The 19,499-nt window shown below is 71.1% G+C and carries 18 protein-coding genes; 3 read left to right on the top strand and 15 right to left on the bottom strand.

What is annotated here, in order from left to right; all coding sequences use genetic code 11:
* Positions 1-245: 245 nt before the first annotated feature.
* Entirely contained in the window at positions 246-953 is a 708-nt protein-coding gene (locus J8M51_RS44080) for a hypothetical protein (protein WP_060880497.1), read from the bottom strand.
* Positions 954-1,163: 210 nt separating this feature from the next.
* Here J8M51_RS44080 and J8M51_RS44075 point away from each other — a divergent pair, with 210 nt between their 5' ends.
* Together J8M51_RS44075 and J8M51_RS44070 are read left to right on the top strand one after the other, a co-directional pair.
* Entirely contained in the window at positions 1,164-1,955 is a 792-nt protein-coding gene (locus tag J8M51_RS44075; RefSeq protein WP_129260318.1) for a hypothetical protein, read from the top strand.
* A gap of 123 nt (positions 1,956-2,078) precedes the next feature.
* The gene (locus tag J8M51_RS44070; RefSeq protein WP_060880499.1) at positions 2,079-2,309 is read left to right on the top strand and encodes a P-loop NTPase family protein; all 231 of its coding nucleotides are present in this window, start codon (positions 2,079-2,081) and stop codon (positions 2,307-2,309) included.
* Positions 2,310-2,354: 45 nt separating this feature from the next.
* Here the strand turns inward: J8M51_RS44070 and J8M51_RS44065 are convergent, their stop codons facing one another.
* The 14 genes from J8M51_RS44065 to J8M51_RS44000 form a co-directional block, all read right to left on the bottom strand.
* Complete coding sequence (locus J8M51_RS44065) at positions 2,355-3,134, bottom strand: glycosyltransferase family 2 protein (protein ID WP_060880500.1); 780 nt, start codon at positions 3,132-3,134, stop codon at positions 2,355-2,357.
* 51 nt (positions 3,135-3,185) lie between these two features.
* Positions 3,186-3,620, bottom strand: a complete 435-nt coding sequence (locus J8M51_RS44060) for a hypothetical protein (protein WP_086756303.1) — start codon at positions 3,618-3,620, stop codon at positions 3,186-3,188.
* 46 nt (positions 3,621-3,666) lie between these two features.
* Positions 3,667-4,926, bottom strand: a complete 1,260-nt coding sequence (locus J8M51_RS44055) for a PTS transporter subunit EIIC (protein ID WP_060880476.1) — start codon at positions 4,924-4,926, stop codon at positions 3,667-3,669.
* Positions 4,927-5,036: 110 nt separating this feature from the next.
* Positions 5,037-6,296, bottom strand: coding sequence for an ATP-grasp domain-containing protein (locus J8M51_RS44050; RefSeq protein WP_060880477.1), 1,260 nt, complete (start codon positions 6,294-6,296; stop codon positions 5,037-5,039).
* A 14-nt stretch (positions 6,297-6,310) separates the two neighbouring features.
* The gene (locus J8M51_RS44045) at positions 6,311-7,567 is read right to left on the bottom strand and encodes an MFS transporter (protein ID WP_237277131.1); all 1,257 of its coding nucleotides are present in this window, start codon (positions 7,565-7,567) and stop codon (positions 6,311-6,313) included.
* A 256-nt stretch (positions 7,568-7,823) separates the two neighbouring features.
* Positions 7,824-8,201: an SH3 domain-containing protein gene (locus J8M51_RS44040; protein WP_086756306.1), complete on the bottom strand. Its 378-nt coding sequence runs from the start codon at positions 8,199-8,201 to the stop codon at positions 7,824-7,826.
* 535 nt (positions 8,202-8,736) lie between these two features.
* Complete coding sequence (locus J8M51_RS44035) at positions 8,737-9,678, bottom strand: hypothetical protein (protein WP_086801704.1); 942 nt, start codon at positions 9,676-9,678, stop codon at positions 8,737-8,739.
* 182 nt (positions 9,679-9,860) lie between these two features.
* Positions 9,861-10,547 (bottom strand): transcriptional repressor LexA, encoded by a 687-nt coding sequence (lexA, locus tag J8M51_RS44030; RefSeq protein WP_060880484.1) that lies wholly within the window; start codon positions 10,545-10,547, stop codon positions 9,861-9,863.
* A 169-nt stretch (positions 10,548-10,716) separates the two neighbouring features.
* On the bottom strand, positions 10,717-10,884 hold the full coding sequence (locus J8M51_RS44025) for a hypothetical protein (RefSeq protein WP_159057287.1): 168 nt from the start codon (positions 10,882-10,884) through the stop codon (positions 10,717-10,719).
* Between the two features lie 85 nt (positions 10,885-10,969).
* Positions 10,970-11,428 (bottom strand): hypothetical protein, encoded by a 459-nt coding sequence (locus J8M51_RS44020; protein WP_060880485.1) that lies wholly within the window; start codon positions 11,426-11,428, stop codon positions 10,970-10,972.
* Positions 11,429-11,474: 46 nt separating this feature from the next.
* Positions 11,475-12,500, bottom strand: coding sequence for a DNA polymerase Y family protein (locus J8M51_RS44015; RefSeq protein ID WP_060880489.1), 1,026 nt, complete (start codon positions 12,498-12,500; stop codon positions 11,475-11,477).
* Between the two features lie 5 nt (positions 12,501-12,505).
* Positions 12,506-15,928, bottom strand: a complete 3,423-nt coding sequence (locus J8M51_RS44010; RefSeq protein ID WP_267300057.1) for a DNA polymerase III subunit alpha — start codon at positions 15,926-15,928, stop codon at positions 12,506-12,508.
* A gap of 286 nt (positions 15,929-16,214) precedes the next feature.
* Positions 16,215-17,573: a DUF6292 family protein gene (locus J8M51_RS44005; RefSeq protein WP_060879942.1), complete on the bottom strand. Its 1,359-nt coding sequence runs from the start codon at positions 17,571-17,573 to the stop codon at positions 16,215-16,217.
* 339 nt (positions 17,574-17,912) lie between these two features.
* On the bottom strand, positions 17,913-18,575 hold the full coding sequence (locus J8M51_RS44000) for a lysophospholipid acyltransferase family protein (RefSeq protein ID WP_086758952.1): 663 nt from the start codon (positions 18,573-18,575) through the stop codon (positions 17,913-17,915).
* Positions 18,576-18,773: 198 nt separating this feature from the next.
* Here J8M51_RS44000 and J8M51_RS43995 point away from each other — a divergent pair, with 198 nt between their 5' ends.
* Entirely contained in the window at positions 18,774-19,445 is a 672-nt protein-coding gene (locus J8M51_RS43995; RefSeq protein ID WP_086758937.1) for a 3'-5' exonuclease, read from the top strand.
* Positions 19,446-19,499 lie beyond the last annotated feature (54 nt).

The following is a 19,499-nucleotide window of genomic DNA, read 5'->3' as shown; positions in this document are numbered from 1 at the left end:
GCGGACAGATCGGTGCCCGGGTCGCGGTGGCGCGGTACGTGCCCGGTGCCGCCAGCCGCTGTGCTCGATGCGGCCGGCGGGCTTTCCGCGGGCGGGCGAAGGGGTGCGTGAAACGTCCGGGCTGAGCGTCTTCAGGTCGGTGGCGAGCCAGAGCGCCGTCGCCGAGGACGGGCAGGTCCCGAGCCGGGTACTGCAAGGCGGCCGCCCAGGCGGTGCCGGACGGCACCGCCTGGGCTGGGCGGGTACTACTGCTGCGGGAGGCTGAAGACCACGATCGTCGGGGTCTTCGACTGCGCCGCCGCGGCGATCGCCGCGGTCACCGCCTCGTGCAGGGTGCTCGGCTCGGTTGCCTGGCCCTGGTCGAGCTGGGTCGCCGTGACGGGGCTGGGCGCCGTCGCGGAGGCGTCGGGCTGGGCGTCGTGGATGACGCGGAGGAGATCGCGGACGAGGCGTTCGGAGTGAGCGCCCAGCTGGGTGGCCGTCCGTCCTGCGGGCCTGATGCGGCGTGCGATGGCCGTCATCTGGCGGGTGGTGAGGCTGTCGATCAGGTCCATGGTCAGGCGACCGTCGAACTTGTTCCAGAACGCGTCGAAGGCGATCGGGATCGCCTGGCGAAGGTCCTGGGTGAAGTCCGCGACCCACGCGGGCTGGTGAACGCTGCGGCCGCGGCCCGAGGGCTGAGCCGAGTGAAGGGCGAGCAGGATCTCGACGATCAGGTCTCCGGTCGGACTGCCGTCGGGCCGCACCGTCGGGGCCTTCTCGTTGATCCGGCGTGCTGCGAGCGCCATGTGCTCGTGGGTGAGGGTGCTGACCTCGCGCGTCGTGATGATGCCGCCGAAGTGGCTGGTCCGCAGCTCCTCGGCGGTGAGGAGTGCCTTGCGGACCCGGTTGTGGAACTCGTGCGGGTTGTGGATCTCCTTGTCGAGATCCTGGGCGAGGGGCAGGTGAATCATGGAACTCCCAGGCTTGGGTTGCGAGAGGGGAACCCCCTCGCGTGACCCTTATAGATTACGCTACAATGCGCCACTCAGTCAACTTATTAGCGTCGATCGAGAGATGGAAGCCTCCTTGCCCCTCGGACGACTGACCATGTTCGACCGCACCGCACCCTGCAGCAGCACTCACCCGTCGGCCCAGCCCGGCACGACCCCACGGGAGTTCCTATGACGTACACGACGCAGCACGCACCCAGGAGAGCGCGCCCGGGATTCTTCATGCTGCCCTTCGCCCTGGCAGCGCGCGTCTTCCGCCCGTCACGGCCCGGCCGGCTCACCGACGGGGCGATCGAGTCTGCCCAGCTGGCCCGGACGGTCATCGGGATCGCGGCGACAATATGGATGATCTACGCGTACCCGATGCAGGAGTCGATGTCCTCCTTCGCGAAGGACAAGCTCGCCGAGATCCTCATCAGCACCGGCGTGCTGGTCATCGTCGGACCCCTGACGCTCGTGCTCTTCGTGGCCGCGGCGCGGGCCCCGGGCCGCGCGGTGTACGCACGCCGGCTATCCGCACCGATGACGGGCTTCGGCGCGCTGTTCGCGTCCGTGCTCGTCCTCTTTCTCCTGCTGCAGAACAGCGGAGGAGCCCGCCTCGCGCCGCAGTTCGGAGCCTTCCAGATCGTCTTCCTGCTCGTCGCCCTGGCGGTGGTGCTCTTCGCCGTCCCCTTCGGCCTCGCATCCGCGTTCCTGTGTGTCCACTACGTCTTCCGAACCGGCGACGTCCACGAGGTCCTCCCGCCGCTGCTCTCGCCCCTGCTGGTCTGGGTGATGTTCGGATTCCAGCTCGCAGACGGATCACCCGTGGCGGCGCCGCAAACAGTCCAGCTGCTCTTCCTGGTCGGGCCACCGCTGTCCGTCACCCTGCTCTCGGCGTGGGAACTGCGGCGGCTACGCACGAAGTTCGGCGTCACCATTCTCGGAGCACTGCACCGCGGACGCCGACCGACGTACGGATAGGGCCGGCTCGCTGCCGTCGCCTCTGTTGTGCCGACCGGCGGTCGCCGCCACCCTCTGCATGACACAGTGACTCCAGCCGCACAGCTCGAACTCCTCCCTGAAATCCGAATCTGGAGACTGCGCATGTCTGAAGAGCAGAGGGCAGGCACCACACCCGCGACGGCCGCTCCCGCCCGCAGGCACATGCCCCTCTTCTTCGGGATCACCAAGGGCGGCGAACCGAAGAGGGACCAGCCCGGCGCACCTGGAACGCTCTCCCAGATGCTCGCCCTTCACTTCGCCGCCCAGGGGACCCGCGTCCTGGTGGTGGACCACGACGGATCGGATCAGCTCGACCGCCGGGCAGGCCGGTAGCCCACCACCCTCCGCTCTCGCTCCGAAGTGCCGCCGGGCCGCCGGTCAGGCGACCCGCTGCCACGCGGACTCAGTCTGCAGCTCGCGCTCCGCGCGCCCCTTGAGCCAAGCGTGCGTTCGAGCGTCAAACTCGGCCTGGTTCCTGTAGTCGTCCTCAGCCGTCCACTGACCAGCGTGAACCCTTCGGTGATACACGACCTCGGGAAGTAGTTCCCCGGCCGACCGCGCAACGACGCCCATCACGTACGAGTAGTCCTCTCCCTTGTGAAGGCCGCCGTGCCCGACCGCCTGCGCGAGACGTGTGTCGGTCAGGAGCATGCAATGACCCAGCGGCGGCTTGCTGGCCTGCGGGTCCGGCCAGTGCGTCCAGACGTCGCCGGCCGCGTGCCGCCCGACGGGGGTCGGGCACATCCACGTGGACAGGCTCCCCACCTCGGGATCCCAGTCGGCAGACCACCCCGCTACCCAGCGCAGACCGGTCGCAAGGGCGCGTTCGTTTCGCACCGCCAACCCCCGGGGCGGAATCCGGTCGTCATCGTCCGCGAAGGCACATCGGGGGGCGCGGACGTAGTTCAAGGCCGTGTTGCGTGCGGGCGCCGGGCCAGGGTCGGGCCGTGCGCAGAGTCTGACCCGCGGATCCCTGGTGATCGCCCGAGGGATGAGGCCGGGGTCGGCATCGGGACCGTTGGGCGCCACGATCCATTCCCAGGTCACGTCCTCCTGGGCGCAGAGGCTGTCGTAGAGCTCGACCAGGAAGGGAAGGCGGCTCGGGCTCAGGCCGGTCGGGGTGATCACGGCAACGGCTGGCTGGTCGTTGTGGCTCAAGGACTTCTCCGTACGGGTGGGAAGGGGGCGGTGATGTTCGTGCGGCGGTCTCTACGCGGCGCGGCGCGGCGGGTGGGGCCGGGTGGCGCCGGGCCTTTGTGACCACGGTCCGATGACGTGCCGGGCGGGCAGGTCAATCAGGTGGAGGCCGGGCGGCAGCGACGCCCGGTAGGCCTGGAGCTCGGCGTGGTCGGGCGGGGCGGCGGGCGCTCGGGCGGCTGCGGCCTCGAGGAGCGCCGGCGCCTGGGCCTGCTCGCTCGGGGGGCCGGTCCAGCGCAGGACGAGCATGCCGTGGCTCGTGTCGGCCTGCTGCTCGGGCAGGCCCGGAACGGCGGGCCGGAACCACCGGTGGACCGGGTCGAGGACAACGATCGGATAGATCGCGCCGAACCCGTAGCACGCGGCCTGTACTTCAGGCTGGGTCAACTCCTCGCTCCTGGCGGTGCAGGCGAGCGCGGCGGGCGGCAGGTGGCGGGCGGTGTTCATGGTGGTTGCCTCCAGTTCGGGATGACGGGGTTGTGCGGTGGACGGGTCAGGGGCGGAGTCCGGACGGGGTTTCGGTGTGTGTGTCGTCGGGTGGTGCTGGGGTGCGGCCGGGGGTGCGCAGGTCGAAGCGGGTGATGGCGAAGCGGAAGATCGCGTAATAGAGGGCGCCGTAGGCGAGGGCGAGTGGCAGCAGCAGCAACGGGCGTTGCGAGATCGAGTAGTTGAGGACGTAGTCGATCGCGCCGGCGCTGAAGACGAAGCCCGAGTGGATGTCGAGGAGATTGACGATCGCGAGGCTGAGCCCGGTGAGTACGGCGTGCACGATGTAGAGCGGGAAGGCCACGAATGCGAAGGTCAGCTCGATCGGTTCGGTGACGCCGGCGAGGCAGCAGATCGCGGCGGCCGGCAGCAGCAGGGCGCCGACGCGGCGGCGATGTTCGGGGAGGGCGCTGCGCCACATGGCCAGGGCGGCGGCCGGTAGGCCGGCCATGTAGACGGGGAAGAAGCCGCCCATGAACACGCCGGCGTCCGGGTCGTGTTGCTGGATGAAGCAGGGCACATCGCCCTTGATGCCGTCTCCGCAGTCGCCGGTCAGGTACCAGACGACGGCGTTGAGGGGTTGGTGGAGGCCGATGGGTCCCAGGATTCGGTTGAGGAACCCGAAGATGCCTCCGCCGAGGACCGCGTTGTCCGACACGGCGGCCGCAGCTGCGGTGAGCACCCGCTCGACTGCGGGGTAGGCGAGCCCGAGCAGGGATCCGGCGGCGATGGCGGCGACGGCGACGATCCCGTACGCGGCGAACGGAGGCACGCGGCGGCGGCCGGTGGTGACTCGTTTCCAGATCGCCAGGGCGAGCAGAGCACCGACGATGCCCGCCAGAGCGCCGTAGGGCCACCGCGCCGGCGGGGCGTCGAGCTGATCGGCGGGCAGCGGGTTGAGGACGAGGACCACCTTGGCCAGGACCAGGTAGGAGATGAGGCAGGCCAGGACCGGGCCCGCGACGTCCTTGGTGCGGTTCAGGCCCAGGGCGATGCCGACGGCGAACAGCGCCGGGAGGTAGTCGAGGACGGCCGCGCCCGCTCCGGAGATGACCGCGGCTGCGGTGTGCAGGTGCTCGTAGCGCCCGAGAAGGTCGTCTTGTCCCAGGCGTAGCAGGAGTCCGGCGGCGGGCATCGCGGCGATCGGGAGCGCGATGCCCTGTCCCATGCGGCGCAGGCGGGCCACGTGGGTGGTCGGGTCCTCGGGGGACGCGGCCTCTTCGGACGCAGCGGCGGCCTTGGTCCGGGTGAACGGCAGGGTCACCACGTTGTCGGCCTCCGGTCGGCGGGTGCGGAGCGAAGGCGCCGGGGGGCTGTGGCGGCCTGGGCGCGGGGCATGTCAGCGGCTCCTGGTCCTTGTGCGGGGTCGGTGTCGGGTCAGCGCACGCAGGCGGTGGTGCGGATGGGGGATGCGATGTGGACGGTGAGGTGATTGCGGACGTGGTCGAGCCGGGTCTGGCAGGCGTCGGGGGTGGGGCCGCTGACCACGGCGTGGGCGACGCGGTCGTTGATGGTGCTGTGCGGGGCGGCGTTCACGAGGTCACCCCGGTCGTGTGTCCAGACCAGGCGTTCGAGCCAGTCGGCGCTGAGCGCGTCGGCGTGAGCCGTCTGCACGGGGCCGGTGGCGGTCGGGTAGTGGAACTCGACGGCCGCGCTCTGCCGTACGGAGGCGGTCAGCTCCGGGGTGTCTCCGGTGGCCAGTGCGGCCTGGGCCTGCGGGAGGGAAACGCCGGTCGCGAGGTGGACGAGGCGGGGTATGAGGTCGCCCCCGAGGCGTGCGTTGAGCTCGATGATGCGCGGGCCCTGGCTGGTGAGGCGTACCTCGACGTGGAGGATGCCGGCGGTGAACCCGACGGCCTTGATCGCTTCGGTGACGACGTGATGGAGGGCCGGGTCGTCGAGGAGCGGGTCGGAGGCGTCGACGAAGTGGCCGGTCTCCAGGAAGGCCGGTTCGGTGCCGAGCCGTTTACGGGTGACGGCCGCCAGGTGCACGTCGCCGCGGCTGCGTACCAGGCACTCGACGCTGATTTCGGGCCCGCGGAGGTACTCCTCGACGAGGACTCCGGGGACGGCGCTGTCCTCCAGGCCGATCAGAGTCGCGGCGGCGGCCTCCTCGTAGTAGGCGGTGACGTGCTGGCGGTAGTCGGCGCGGCGGACGCCGGCGCTGCCGCCCAGGCCGCGGGGTTTGACGACGACGGGGTAGCCGATGGCGTCGGCGGCGGCGGCCGCCTCCTCGGCGTCGTCGACGAGGACGGAGCGGGCTGAGGGCACGCCGTGCTCGGCGAGGAGTTGGCGAGTGCGGGCCTTGTCGCGGCACGCCGCGACGGCCTCCGGGTCCGCGCCGGGCAGACCGAGTCCCTTGGCCAGCTGGGCCGCGAGCTCGACGTGATGCTCGAGGTAGGTGGTGACCCCGGAGATCGGCTGCCGCAGGGCGATCTCCGTGATCACGCGGCTGACCGCTTGGTGATCGTGCAGGTCGACGTGGACCGCGTCGGTGACGTAGGGCCGGGTCCATGCGGGCGGCCGGTTGTCGAGGAGAACGAGATGGTGTCGAGCGGCGAACTCCTGCAGGAGAAAGGAGCGGTAGGCGCGATCGCCGGCGCCCAGGACGAGCAGCACGGGCTGGTGGTGGGACATGCGGTTGCTCCCGGTCAGTCGTGGGTGGGTTCGGGTTGGGTGCGGCGGACGAACGCGGCGAGGGGCCAGGACAGGGCGGCGCCGAGGAGGCCGACGGTGAAGGTGGTGATCGCGGCCAGTTGGCCGCCGCCGTGCGTGATGGCCCATCCGGCGAGCGCGGGGGCGATGATGACGGCGCCGGCCAGCGTCGTGCCCCAGATCCCCGCGTACAGGCCTCGGGCGTGTGGTGGCGAGAGCCGGTTGAGGAGGTCGGACGCGGCGACGAACACGACGATCTCGCCGGGGACGGCGAGGGCGGCGGTGGCGGAGTAGCCGAGGGTGGTGGAGGCGAATCCGGCGGCGCCCATGCTGGCGCCCAGGACGATGGAGCTCGCGGCGAACAGGCCGGTCATCGGCTTGGGGCCGTCGGCCTGGCGGCTGAGCCAACGGTTGAGGAGCGGGGAGAGCAGCAGGACCGCTCCGGCGTTCGCGGTCTGGGTCCAGCCGTAGTCCGCGGCGGCGAGTCCATCTTCGGCCATGAGCATCGGCATGGAGGAGAAGAGGCTCGCGGCGCAGGTGAGGGCGCAGAGGCTGGCCAGGAGCAGCACCCACAGGCCCCGGTCGCCCATCGCGGCACGGTAGTTGCCTGATCGGACTTCGCCGCCGTGGGGGTGGGGTTGATGGTCGGCGGGGGGCAGGAAGCGCCACACGAGGAGGGCGAAGAGTGCGCATGCAGCGGCGTTGATCCAGATCAGGGCCGAGATGCCGATCGGGCCGGCGAGCATGCCGCCGGCGGTTCCGGCGACGGCAGCGCCGACGTTGACAGCGAAGTGACGCCACGCGTTGACGGAGGCGCGTACCCCGTCCTCGGGAAAGGTGTCGGCGATCGCCGCGGTGAAGACCGGGCGGGAGGCGTCGTAGACGATGCCGGCGGTGAAGCTCGCGGCGAACAGCGCGGGGACGGCCTGGGCCTGGGCGAGCAGGGGCAGGGCGGCCGTGGCGAGCAGCATGGCGGTGATGAGGGTGGCGCGGTGGCCGATCCGGTCGGCGAGCCAGCCGCACAGTATGGAACCCAGCAGCCAGCCGGCGCCGAAGACGGCCAGGATGGTGCTGACGGTGCGGGTGGACAGGTGCAGGTCGTTGAGGTGGTACGGCAGGAACGGATACGTGAATCCGAGGCCCCGGACGAGGAAGGTTCCGACCATCAGCGTCCAGATCGCCGCCGGCCATCGGCGTGTGGTTCCGTTCCCGGCCTGGTCGGGGCGGCCGACCGGCACGGCAGTGGTGGACACACAAACTCCAGCTGGGGTTGCGGCGCTGATGGGCTGCGCCGTGCAGAGAAGAAGGGGCGGGGGTGCCGCCGGCGCGGGTGGCGGCACCCCCTGGTGGGCCGGGACGGTCCCGCTCACTCGGAGGACGGGGCGGGACGAGCGCCGCTTCGGGGGCGTGAAGGGCGGTCCTCGGCCGGTCCCGGCCGGGCAGGGGGTAGTGCCCGGCCGGGAGTTCACGGTCGCGTCGGCTCGGGGCCGTGCGCCGGGGTGGGGCGGGTCAGTCGAGCTGCATGTAGACGCACTGCTCGAGGTAGTTCTTGTGGACCCAGCCGATGGTGCCCGTCTTGATACCGGTCTTGGACTTGTGGTCGAGCTTGAGCTTGATCCAGGAGCCGCTGCTGGAGAGCTTCGTGCCCGAGTCGGACCAGCGGTAGAGCAGTCCCTTCGACGCGTACCCGGTGCCCGGTCCGCTGCGGAAGTTGACGGCCTTGCCGGTCACCGACCAGGTGGGGCACGTGTTCTTCGCGGCGAGGGTGGTCGGCGCCTGCGCGGGGGAGCTCGCCAGTGCGGCCGGCGCGGCCGCCAGGGTGGCCGCGGCTCCCATGGCGATCGTGGCGACCGCGATGCCCGCTCGGCCTATGGACTTGGTCTGCATTCGTCGTCTCCTGAGCAGTGGGCTGCATTTCCGAATGCGCCGTCCGAATACGCAAGCAGGACGAGTCACGACGTCCCACCTGCGCGGCGGAAAGCACACGCCCAGAAAGCTAGAAGGAGTGCCCTGTGGATAAGTTCCGGCGATTTCCGACCCCTTGGGCGACGCCTTGAGGGAGGGAGCGGAGGTGCTTATACCTGCTGGATGTTCTTCCTGAACAGGGAGAATTCAGGCACGTTGCGGGGGGTGTCGTGCAGCGCACGGCGACAATTAGAACTCTGAGACCTGATGGGCCGCGGGTCACGCGCAATCAGGTCCGGGACCTCTCAGAATTCGCGCCGTGGCTTCCACGTCCACCAGTCGAATGTATTCGGTTTCCGTGTGGGTCGGATCGGGGGCAGCGTGTGCGCCGTTCAGCGCTGCTCGCAGTTCCAGTTGCGGGCGAAACGGTGCATGTACGTGTGCGTCTCGAGGGTCTCGGCGGGCTCGGCGAGGACCTGCCCATCACGGATTCCTGCGGGCTACGCAGTGCCGGTGATCATGTTGTCGGCGAGTCTCCGGACTCGTGGCGCAGGGCTTCGCTCACGCGTGCGTGCAGGTTCTGCAGGAGTTCGCGCTCAGTCTGCTCGGCTCGGGAGAGCTGGTTCCACGCGGTGACGTCGTCGATCAGGGCCTCGATCGCGTCGCTGAGCCTGCGGCGCAGCAGGCCGGGGCTGAGCGCCTCGACCTCGACCGCGCCCATGGGGTCGATTCCTTCGGCGCGGCATTCGTGCTCGTACCGCCTGAAGTTGACGTCTGCAGTGTTCACGTAGTGGCTGGTGAACTGGCCGGAGCGGACATCGTCGGCGGTGACGGCGATCTGCCGGAAGGCGAGGTCGAGCTGACCGTTCCCGTAGCGCTCCATGCGTTCGACGACCGACCGGGGAACAGAGCGGCCGCTCGGGTCCCAGTCGCCGACGAAGCACACGGTCAGAGGCTTCGGCTCTCGCAGGTAGTCGACGACCGCTTCGTGGACGTACGTCTTGGAGGACTGCCCCCGACATGAGTAGAGGCCGACGCCCCAGGCCGAGGTGATCGGCAGCAGGACGCCGGCGACCGAGTCGCTCTCACACCAGACTTCGACGCGTCGGCTCTGTGAGGTCCAGAGGTTGCGCCGGTACGTCTCCATGGCGTGCGCGAGGGCGTCCTCGACACTGTCGAACTGCTCGTCCTGGCGGACCAGGCGAGTTCCATCTGTAATCCACTCCCATGGGATCGCGCCGGTCTCTCGCATGCGCCCGAGCTCGCGGACGACCACGGAGTAGTTCCGGCGGGACCGGCCGGCATCCTTGTCCCACAGGCGCCCGATGCCCAGGTAGTAGATGTGCCGCGCGCTGCAGGGCCGAGCGGCCTCGGCGATGGCGTACAGGTCGGCACGCAGCGCCTCGACCTGGGTCTTCGTGCGTCGCGGGCGTTTTATGGGGCTAGCGCTGTAACCCATGGCCTCAGTGAACGCCGTGCCTGTGCCGCTGTCACCCCCGTGGCGGCCACCGTCCCGAATCAGGGTCATCCGACGGTAGAGCGCCCGGGCGTACAAGTGAGCCGGCCGAAACACCAGCCTCCGGGGCGGGACCGTCACGGTCTTGTCCTCCCGCCCCGGAGGTTGGTCCGCTGTGCCGGGCGCTACAGGCGCCGCATGACAGCGGTGACCTTGCCGAGGATGGTGGCCTCACGGCCACAGATCGGCTGGTAGTCCTTATTCTCCGGTATCAGCCAGACCTCGGCGCCGTTTCGCTTGAACCGCTTCACCGTGGCTTCCCCGTCGATCATCGCGGCGACGATGTCGCCGTTGTTGGCGTCGGGCTGCGAGCGAACGACGACCTGGTCGCCGTCGGTGATCTGTGCGTCGATCATGGAGTTGCCGGACACGGTGAGGATGAAGAGGTCACCGTCGCCGACGATCCGGCGGGGCAGGGCGAACACGTCGTCCACGTGCTGCTCTGCGGTGATCGGCGCGCCAGCGGCAATGCGGCCGACCAGCGGCGCGTGCACGACGTCAGGGAAGGGTCCGATCGTCGAAGCGTCGGTCGAGGACGTTGCGGTCCTGGCAACGACGTAGGCCCGGGGGCGGTGCGGGTCTCGCCGCAAGGCGCCCTTGCGTTCCATGGCGGTCAGCTGGTGGGCGACGGACGAGGTACTCGACAGCCCCACCGCCTGGCCGATCTCGCGCATCGACGGCGGGTATCCCCTGGCCTCGGTCGACTCTGCGATGAAGTTCCGGATGCGCCGCTGGCGATCGGTCAGTCCGTCGTCACCGGTCCGGATGCCCGGTGGGCGCCCGCTGCGGCTCGTTGTGGTGACAGCCTCCATGGCGCCCTCCCCTTGATGATCTACACGTATCGACCGTATCTGCTGACACTCACAGATGCGTACAGGTATTCGATATCGCGCGTCTCACTTTGCATAGTGCACTGCGTTTCCCGCCTGCGGCCGGTTTCACACTCGCCTACCTCCGGGCGCGCGTCGCCATATCGCGCTGTCATCGCGCGATCTGGTCGGCCTCCTGGGTTGAGGCGCCGGCTGAGGCGGCTTCGAGCTCGTCAGGTCCGGGGCTGTCGCCGTACTCCCCGAAAGGGCCGATCTCGCCGGGAGCGCTCGCGCCGAGGAGCGGCGCGCCGCCCTTCTGCCGGTGGAAGTCAAGAATCACGGGGTTCACCGTACGACGGCACGCTGACACCGCGGCGGCGGTGGCGCGCACTTTGCAAAGTACGTCCTGATTACGTCGTGACTGGTCAGAATGCGGCGTCGATGGTGAACGCCCGCGCTGCCGGCCTCTTGCCGGGGGCAGCGGTGTAGACGAACGGCAGGAACGCGCGAGCGCCGCCGGCCAGGTAGAGGCCGACGCCGGGATGGCGCGCCGAGGAGGACGAGGAGTATCCGTACGCGCTGGTGATCTCCGGGGCGTGTGCGGCCATGAAGACTGCCGCCAGGTACTGCTCGGCGCGGGCTGCCGTGATCTTCCCGGCGTTGTCGAAGAGCGCGGGCAGTGGCGGCACGGCGGATGCGGCCGCGGAGGGCTCGGAGGCGGTGGCGCCTGCGGTGGTGACCCCGGTCCACAAGCGGGCGCCGCTGCTGAAGGTGATCACGAGGCCGCTCGGGCGCCCGGTCTCCGTCCAGCGCTCCAAGGACGTGATGTCGGGGCCCTTGGCCAGGATCTCGGTGCCCAGTTCCTGTACCTGTTCGGGGCCCACTGCTTCCGCCTCTCCGGTTGTGGTGCGCGCGTGCGATCAGATCAGCCTAGGCCGGGGGTCTGACATCGCGGCGGCGCGCGGCCGGCGGCGGCGCGAGGGCGGCGGAGCGTACGGCGGTGGAGCCGAATCGGTTGCGTGCCTGGTCGGCGGCGGCTTCGAGCAGGCGGGCCTTGTGGTCGGCAGGGTCGAAGGTGAGTTGGTGGTGGGCGCCGTCGGCGGGGCCGAGGGCTTCGGCGCGGAGTGCGAAGCCGCGTACCCGGGCTCGTTGGAGGGCGAGGGTGGCGTAGAGGTCGTAGGCCGTGCGGGCGAGCTGCACGGTGTGGTTGGTGGCTTCGGGCAGGGTGCGGGTGCGGTGAGTGCTGCTGTGGTCGGCGTAGCGGACGGTCAGCGCGAGGCGCCGGGTGACCTGGTCTTCGCCGCGCATGCGGAAGCCGAGCTGTTCGGCAAGGTGCCGGACGGCTTGGCGGTGGTGGTCGGGGTCGAGTTCGTCGTGGGGGAAGTCGATGCCGGCGGAGCAGGACTGTTCGGGCTGCAGGCGCAGTACGGGGCGCGGGTCGATGCCGTGGGCGCGCTCGTGCAGGAGGCGGCCGGTGGCTGTGCCGAGGATCTTCTGCACGGTCAGGAGCGGGGTGTCGGCGAGCTGGCCGATGGTGGTGATGCCGTAGCGGATGAAGGTCGCCGCGGTGGTGGGGCCCGCGCCGTACAGGGCGGCGATCGGACGGGGGCGGAGGAAGGCGTGGGTAGCGGGGTCGGTGGGGTCGATGCAGGTGAGGGCTCCGGGGGCGGTGGCGTCTGCGGCCATGGCCGCGATCATGCGGGATCTGCCGCCTCCGATGGTCACGTTGAGGCCGAGGAGGGCCAGGGTCCGCAGCCGGACGAGCTGGGCGAGTCCGTGAGCGGTGCGGTCGAAGAAGCGCAGGGCGCTGCCGATCTCGATGTCGGCGGCGTCGGGCTGCAGGGCCTGGACGGTGGGGGTGATGGTCTCCAGGAGGTCGAGGAGCTGAGGGTAGAGGTCGACGTCGGTGTTGGGGGGCAGGTGGGCGTGGACGCGCAGGACGTAGGGCGGAGGCATGGTGTTCACCCGGCCGATCCGGGGCTGGCGTAGGCCTTGAGGTTCGCGGTGCGCTCGCCCGCGGGCACCAGGTCGGCCCATGCCTGGAGTTGCGCGCCGTTGGGCAGCTGGAGGACTCGGGCCGGAGGAGCGGGGGCCGAAGACGGGGCCGGTTCGCCGAGGAGTTGATGGACCGCTTCGGGGCCATGGTCGCGGCGGGCGGCGGCCAGGGCTTCGAGGTCCCAGGCTCGCTCGCCGACCACGGTGGCGCGCTGGCCGCGCCGCTGGACCTTGCCGCGGACCAGGAGGAGCGAGCTGTGGAAGACGGTGTGGGCGACCGCATCGTGGGCGGAGTCGAAGAAGGCGATGTCGGTCATGCCGCTGCCGTCGTCGAGGGACGCGAAGATCACGCGCTTTCCGCTGGCGATCGGGGGCGTTTGCGTGGCGCCTCGGACGCCGGCGACGAGGACCGGCTGGCCGGGGCGGAGGGTGGGCAGGCGGCGGGCGCTGGTGACGGCGAGTTCGCGTAGGAGTTGGTGGTGGTGCTCCATGAGGTGGGCGGAGACGTCGATGCCGAGGACGTCGAGTTCGGCGGCGAGACGTTGGCGGGAGGTCATTTCGGGCAGGCCGGACGGTGCGGCGGTCAGCGGGGCGCCGTGGTCGAGGGGGAGCTGGCCGTCGTCGAGTGGGCGGTGGCGGGTCTGGCGGTGGAGTTCGGCGATCTGCAGTAGCAGGTCGCGGCGGCTGGCGGTGCCGCGCAGGGTGTCCAGGGCCCCGATGTTGACCAGGTTCTCGGCGACCGGGCGGGCGGGGCGGGCGCGCTGCCACAGGTCCTGCACGCTCGCGTAGGGCTGGTTGTCGACGATGCGCTGGATCTGCTCGTCGGTGATGCCGCGGACCTCGGCGAGGGAGAGGCGCACTGCGAAAGTGCCGTCGTCGGCGGGTTCGATGCGGTGGGCGGCGGCGGAGTGGTTGATGTCGACGTTACGTACCTGGATGCCGTGGCGTCGGGCGTCGGCGACGACGATGCGTTTGGGCCACATGCCCGGGTCGTGCTGGAGGACTCCGGCATACAGCGCGGCCGGGAAGTGCGCCTTCAAGTAGGCGGATTGCAGGGCGGGTACGGCGAAGGCGACAGCGTGCGCGCGGGCGAATCCGTACGCGCCGAAGGCTTTGAGCTTCTCCCAGACCTGTGTCACCACGCGTTCGCCGTAGCCGCGGGCCAGGGCCTGGCGGCGGAACCACTCCCCCACCCGCGGCAGCCGGTCGGCGTCGCCGAGGGCCCGGCGGGCGAGCTCGGCGAGCGCGTCGTCGCAGCCGCACATGAGCGCCACGATCTTGATGATCTGTTCGTGCCAGATCAGGACGCCGTGGGTGTCGGCGAGGACCGGTTCCAGGTCGGGGTGCGGGTAGGCCGGCGGCTCGCCGTGGCGGGCGGCGATGTACTCGGCGGGCATGCCGCCGGCGACCGGGCCGGGGCGGAAAAGGCTGATGTCGGCAATGACGTCCTGGACGTCGCGCGGCTGCAAACGAGACAAAAGGTCCATTTGCCCGGGGCTCTCCAGCTGGAAGACGCCGATGGTGCGGGCGTCCTGGATGAGCTTGAAGGCGAAGTAATCGTCCAGCGGGACCTCGTCGAGGTCGAGGTCCTGGCCGGTGGCGCGCTTGATCTCGGCGACAGCGTGGGCCATGGCGGACTGCATTCGCACCCCGAGCACATCGAGCTTGATCAAGCCGAGATCCTCGACGTCCTTCTTGTCCGCCATCAACATGTCGTAGTTGCCCCCCGGCGTGGGCTGTACGGGCAGGCGGGTGCGCAGCGTGGCGTCGGAGATCACGACGCCGCAGGGATGCATGGCGATGCCGCGCGGCAAGGCGTCGAGTTCTTCGGCGAGCTCGAACAGCGGCCCGTAGCGGTGCGCCTGGGCGGCGAGGGGCTTGAGCTCGGGCAGTTCGGCGAGGGCAGCGCGGATGCCGCGCGCGCGGATGTGCGGGAATGCCTTGGCGATGCGGTCGACCTCGCCGGGGGCGATGCCCAGGGCGAGTCCGGTGTCGCGCAGTGCGTGCCGGGCCCGGTAGGTCTCGGGCATGGCGGTGACGCCGACGCGGTCGGTGCCGTATCTCGCGAAGATCTTGTCGTAGACCTCGAGTCGGCGGTCCGCTTCGACGTCGAGGTCGATGTCGGGCAGGTCGGTCCGGCGCATCGAGAGATAGCGGGCGAAGACGAGGTTGTGGTCGAGCGGATTGGCCGCGGCGATGCCGAGTACGTGGTTGGTCATGGAGCCGGCGCCGGAACCGCGGGCCGCGACCCGGATGCCCAGCTCCCGTACGTCGTCGACGACTTGCGCCACGGTGAGGTGGTACGTGTCGTACTGGAGCCGGCCGATGATCTCCAGCTCCTCGTCCAGACGCGCACGCGCCTCCTTGGAGTGGTGGAGGCCGCGGCGGATCAGGCCGGCCTCGCAGCGCTCGCGCAGGAGCCGGGCGGCGTCCGCGGCGTCGGCGGCGCCCACGACGTGCGGCTCGGGCAGGTGCGGGCGGCCCAGGCCGAGGTCGGCACGCGGGTCCAGGGCACACTGCTGCGCGACGGCGGCCGTGTCGGCGAGCAGCTGGCGGGCGCGCCGGGGGTCCGCGCCGGCGGCGAGCGCGATGTGGTCGGCGGCCGCGGCCATCTGCAGGGGGTCCTTGAGCCAGCGCTGCCCGGAGTCCAGGCGGCGCCGGTCGATGGGGCGGAGCAGGCGGGCGGCGTCGAGGACGTCGGCGATCCGGTGCTGCTTGGGGCTCGCGTATCTGACGGCGTTGGTGAGGACGGCCGGGATGCCGGACTCGTCAGCGAGGCCGACGGTGCGGGCGGCCAGCCGCAGCGAGCCCGGCCCGGTCCCGTTCAGGCCGTGCCAGACGGCGGCCAGCCGCAGGCCGGGGCCGAAAACGTCACGCCAGGGGTGAAGCAGCTGCTGGGCGAGGTCCGGGCGGCCGGCCGACAGGGCACGGGCGGGTTCGGATGCGGGACCGAGCAGGGCGGTCAGACCGTCGCCGGCATGCGCGCGCAGCAGGTCCCAGGTCGCCACGGGGTAGCCGTCGGTCGGCGCGGCGTGCGCGGCGGACAGCAGGCGGCACAGCCGCGTCCAGCCGTCGCGGCTGTGCGCGAGGAGTTGGACGCGCAACTGCGGTTCGCGGACGTGGGCACCGCCGCGCACCGGGGTGCGGCGGCGCTTCTCGCGCTCTTCGGTCAGGGGGGCGACGGCCATGTCGACACCGAGGACGGGCCGGACGCCATGTTGTTCGCAGGCCTTGGCGAAGCGGACGAATCCGGTGACGGTGTCCCGGTCAGTCAGCGCGAGGACCTGCATGCCGCGCTCGGCGGCGGCTTCGACGAGGGCGGCCGGGGACGAGGCGCCGTACCGGGGTGAATAACCGGAGGCGACGTGCAGGTGGGCGTAGCCCTCCATGGCGTCCTCCGATCGTGCCTTGTCCCACTGGTGTGCTCGCACCCCTCCCGGTTATCGAACATTAGTACGATGACTGTAACGCGAGAGTTCGTGTGGCGGAAAAGGGGAAGCCGAGCATTCACCCGTAAGGCGGCATGTGCTCGCGCTGTCCGTCCTGCCGGCGGCACGCAGGTCTCGCCGAGGGTGGGTGCTCCGCGGGGGCGCAGGGGCCGGCCCTGCGGAGGCGGACAGGGCCGGCCGGGTTCCCGCTGGCTGGGAGGTGGACGGCGGACCGGGACGGGACTTCTTACCGGTGCGCCGGTGCCGGGTAGGCCAACACGGCCGTGTAGGGGTCGAGATGCGGTGGCTGGCTGACCGGGTGCGCCTCTTCTTCCGTGGCGGGCGCCACCAGTGCCTGCGCGACGGCATGGGGCTCCGGGACCAGGTCGGCCGGCAGGAGCCGCCGGACCGCTCCGAACCCAGTGACCGACCAGCCGCGGTCGCTGAACCACATCATCAGCACGGAGTCCGTCGCGAAGGTGCGGAGCACGGCTTCGCCTCCAAGGGCGAAGTGCGCTCCCAGGACGCCTTGCTCGTCGAAGTCGAGTTCGTAGCCATCAGGGGTGTCATTCGCGATGACGGTGAAGCCGGCGTCAGCCACGGCGGCGACGACGTGCTGAATGTAGGCGTCCTGGGGCCCCTCGGCGCACCTGACTGGGGAGGTCGGCTGGGCGGGGGCGTGAGCGGCGGTCCACTCCAGGATCTCGCTGCGGGACACCTCCGGGCCGGTCCGCGCCTGGAGCCGGCGAAGGAACGTCGCGGCGAACAGGTCCGTGGGAAGCGGGCGCAGGCCGGTGCCCCGGCATCCCCCGCAGATGCACACGTGGCCGCCGTCCGGCCGGTAGGCGGGAACATGCGCGTCGTGCTCCGGGTCCAGAGCGGTCAGCCATCCGTTGCCGTGGCACGCTCCGCAGGAGGCGCGGCTGGTCGGCGCGGCGCCGCCGAGTGCGTGTGCGAGGACTGCGCGGGCCAGGTCTTCGCGGCCGTGGGGGGTCTCGCAGGTGAAGTATCCGGTGGTGGTCGGTGTGCTCCAGGGGCGGGGGAACGGGACGTCCTCGATGAGCAGTCCGTCGACGGTGTGGACGGTGACCTGCCGGTGCGACGGGGACTTCGGCGCCTTCCGCGCCCGGTAGGTCACGTCGTCCTGCCGCGGGCGTGATCCGTACGGACGCCGCAGGAGGTGGCGGAGCGGGCCCGTGAGCGCGTCGACGACAGCGCCCAGGTAGTCGGGGGCGCTCCCCTTGTTCAGTGCGTCACGGATGTGGTTGAGCGGGAAGTACCGGAGCGCCGGGGGGATGCCCGGCAGGACCTCGTCCGGGGCGGGGACGCCGCTCAGCCGGTAGAGGTCCTCGCACAGTGAGATGGCGTCGTTCATGGTGGGCCAGCCGGCCTGGTCGGCGGCGGCCAGATGTCCCTGGAGGCAGTCGCGCCAGGACACGGCGATGTCGTGTGCTTCGGCGAGCGCCCGGAGCGCCTTGCGTGCCTGGTCCGGGTGAAGTTGACGGCTGCGGGCGGCGTGCAGCGCCTGCCCGTACGGGAGGTGGGTTCCGGGGGCGTGCTGGATCTGTCGGGCCCGCTGCTGGGCGGTGGTGCGGTTCTTCGGCATGGCTCGTTCCTCGGCCGCAGCGCGCTGGGCGCCCACATCGTGCCGCGGCGGGGGAGTGCGAGGGACGGACGGCACCACGACGCAGCACGGGGTCCGGAAACCCTTGCCGTCAGCGAAGCCGCGCGGATGTGGACGAGCGGCGGACGGCCGTGGCGGTACGTGTCTGGCCAGGTCGCCATCGTAGAAGCGTCGCGTCCGCCGTGGGGCCCACTGCGCCGTATTCACCCCCGTGCGCCCCCGGCGATCCGCCGCATCCATTCGTCCAGCGCGACGTCGAGGGTCTCCACCCCGGTCCGAGGCGTGGAGGGGCGGAACTCTGGGCTGCGGGGCCGCCGGTCGCTACGCGGCGAGCGCGGCGGGCTCTCCCAGGTGGGCGGCCGCCGTCCGCCACGCCGTGGTCACCGCGGTCCGGGCCCGCGCCGTCTGTACGGTGCGGTCGCCGGTCAGCGCGAGGGGTGCACCCACATGGACATGCAGTTCCGGCCGGCGCAAGGGCGCGGTGGCAAGGCCTGCGAGCTGCTTGTTGGTGCTGCCCGAGGTGACCCGGCGGGCCCCGGCCTGGCCGACGGGAACGACGGGGGCACCGGTGCGCGCGGCGAGCCGGGCCAGGCCACTGCGGAAGGTCTCGGGGGCGGCTTCCGCGGCGTCCCGGCGTCGGGGGAGCCCTCCCTCGGCGTAGATGAGGATCATCCGTCCCTGCTCCAGGGCGTCGGCTGCTACATCCAGTGCGTCCGCGGCGCGCCGGTCCCCGCGGATGACGGGGACGTGCCCTTCCCGGGCGAGGGCGCGGCCAAGCAGTGGGACGCGCCACAGCCCGGCGGCGGCCATGATGACTGGCTCGGCGCCGAGGCGGCGAAGGGCGGCGATGACGATGGCGGGGTCGGCGAGGGAGGTGTGGTTCGCGGCGATGATGCTGCCCGGAGCCAGCTCGGCGCGCGGGTCGGCGGTCACTGACAGGCGGCCGACGGCGGGGACCAGAAGGTCGGCGATGCGGCTGAGCATGAGCGGTCTCCCGGCTTCGGCGATGTTGATCTTCATCGTCGGTGGTGGCCGCGGGCCGGGCGTGAGTCGGCGTACTCATCTTCTGGCCGCCGGGCTACCCAGTGCTGCAGGGGCAGAGCCGCCGTCGAGCCCCCTGCCACACGCCCGACCCGATGAACCGCCGCCGGCAGCGGCCTCGATCGGGCAGGATGCCGCTCGATGACGGTGCTGATGGACAACCTGCGCGGCACGACCTTCGTCGTGATCGACTTCGAGGCGCTCACGCCGGCGGGCCGACCGGCCGAACCCACCGAGGTCGCGGCCCTCGCCTTGGTCGTCCGCGACGGCCGGCTGGTCGAGGACGGCCGTTTCGAGTCCTTGATCCAGCCGTCGGCGGAAGTGCCGATCACCCCGCGGGACCTGGTCCACGGTATGAGCGAAGCCGCCCTGCGCCGCGCCCCCGGACCAGCCGCGGTACTCGCCGGGCTCGACCAGTGCCTGACCGCTCCGCCCTACCGGCTCGTGGCCCAGCACGCCTCGACCGAGGCAGGGCTGACCGCCCGCCAGCGCCAGCACTGCCCCGTCCTCGGTTCCACCCCGTTCCTGAACACCCTCAAGATGGCCAAGCAGGTCATCCGCGGCATGTCCTCGTACGGGCTGGACGCACTGCTGCGCTACTACGGCATTGCCCAGCCGCCCGGCCGGCACCGGGCGATGCCGGATGTCGAGGTCACCGCCGACCTGTTCGGACGGCTGCTCCGCGACGGAGCTGTCGCCGGCCACTGGTCCACGCTGCTCGACCTCGATGCCGCTGCCGGCCTTCGGCCGAAGCCGGAGACGTCCGTCGACGTCTCGGTACAGGAAAGCCTCTTCGGCGTCCAGGAGACGTAGTCGCAGTTCAGACGCCAGTCCCTGCCTCTGCCGCCCGCCACGCTGCCCATGCGG

It is taken from the genome of Streptomyces griseiscabiei, assembly GCF_020010925.1.
Lineage (GTDB): Bacteria > Actinomycetota > Actinomycetes > Streptomycetales > Streptomycetaceae > Streptomyces > Streptomyces griseiscabiei.
Note: the sequence above shows the minus strand (reverse complement) of the source record. Positions and strands in the feature narration are given on the sequence as shown.

Excerpts from the sequence above, each read along its gene's own strand:
- J8M51_RS44080 (WP_060880497.1), bottom strand. The coding sequence starts at position 953 with ATGATTCACCTGCCCCTCGCCCAGGATCTCGACAAGGAGATCCACAAC.
- J8M51_RS44075 (WP_129260318.1), top strand. The coding sequence starts at position 1,164 with ATGACGTACACGACGCAGCACGCACCCAGGAGAGCGCGCCCGGGATTC.
- J8M51_RS44070 (WP_060880499.1), top strand. The coding sequence starts at position 2,079 with ATGTCTGAAGAGCAGAGGGCAGGCACCACACCCGCGACGGCCGCTCCC.
- J8M51_RS44060 (WP_086756303.1), bottom strand. The coding sequence starts at position 3,620 with ATGAACACCGCCCGCCACCTGCCGCCCGCCGCGCTCGCCTGCACCGCC.
- J8M51_RS44050 (WP_060880477.1), bottom strand. The coding sequence starts at position 6,296 with ATGTCCCACCACCAGCCCGTGCTGCTCGTCCTGGGCGCCGGCGATCGC.
- J8M51_RS44040 (WP_086756306.1), bottom strand. The coding sequence starts at position 8,201 with ATGCAGACCAAGTCCATAGGCCGAGCGGGCATCGCGGTCGCCACGATC.
- J8M51_RS44035 (WP_086801704.1), bottom strand. The coding sequence starts at position 9,678 with ATGGGTTACAGCGCTAGCCCCATAAAACGCCCGCGACGCACGAAGACC.
- lexA (WP_060880484.1), bottom strand. The coding sequence starts at position 10,547 with ATGGAGGCTGTCACCACAACGAGCCGCAGCGGGCGCCCACCGGGCATC.
- J8M51_RS44015 (WP_060880489.1), bottom strand. The coding sequence starts at position 12,500 with ATGCCTCCGCCCTACGTCCTGCGCGTCCACGCCCACCTGCCCCCCAAC.
- J8M51_RS44010 (WP_267300057.1), bottom strand. The coding sequence starts at position 15,928 with ATGGAGGGCTACGCCCACCTGCACGTCGCCTCCGGTTATTCACCCCGG.
- J8M51_RS44005 (WP_060879942.1), bottom strand. The coding sequence starts at position 17,573 with ATGCCGAAGAACCGCACCACCGCCCAGCAGCGGGCCCGACAGATCCAG.
- J8M51_RS44000 (WP_086758952.1), bottom strand. The coding sequence starts at position 18,575 with ATGCTCAGCCGCATCGCCGACCTTCTGGTCCCCGCCGTCGGCCGCCTG.
- J8M51_RS43995 (WP_086758937.1), top strand. The coding sequence starts at position 18,774 with ATGACGGTGCTGATGGACAACCTGCGCGGCACGACCTTCGTCGTGATC.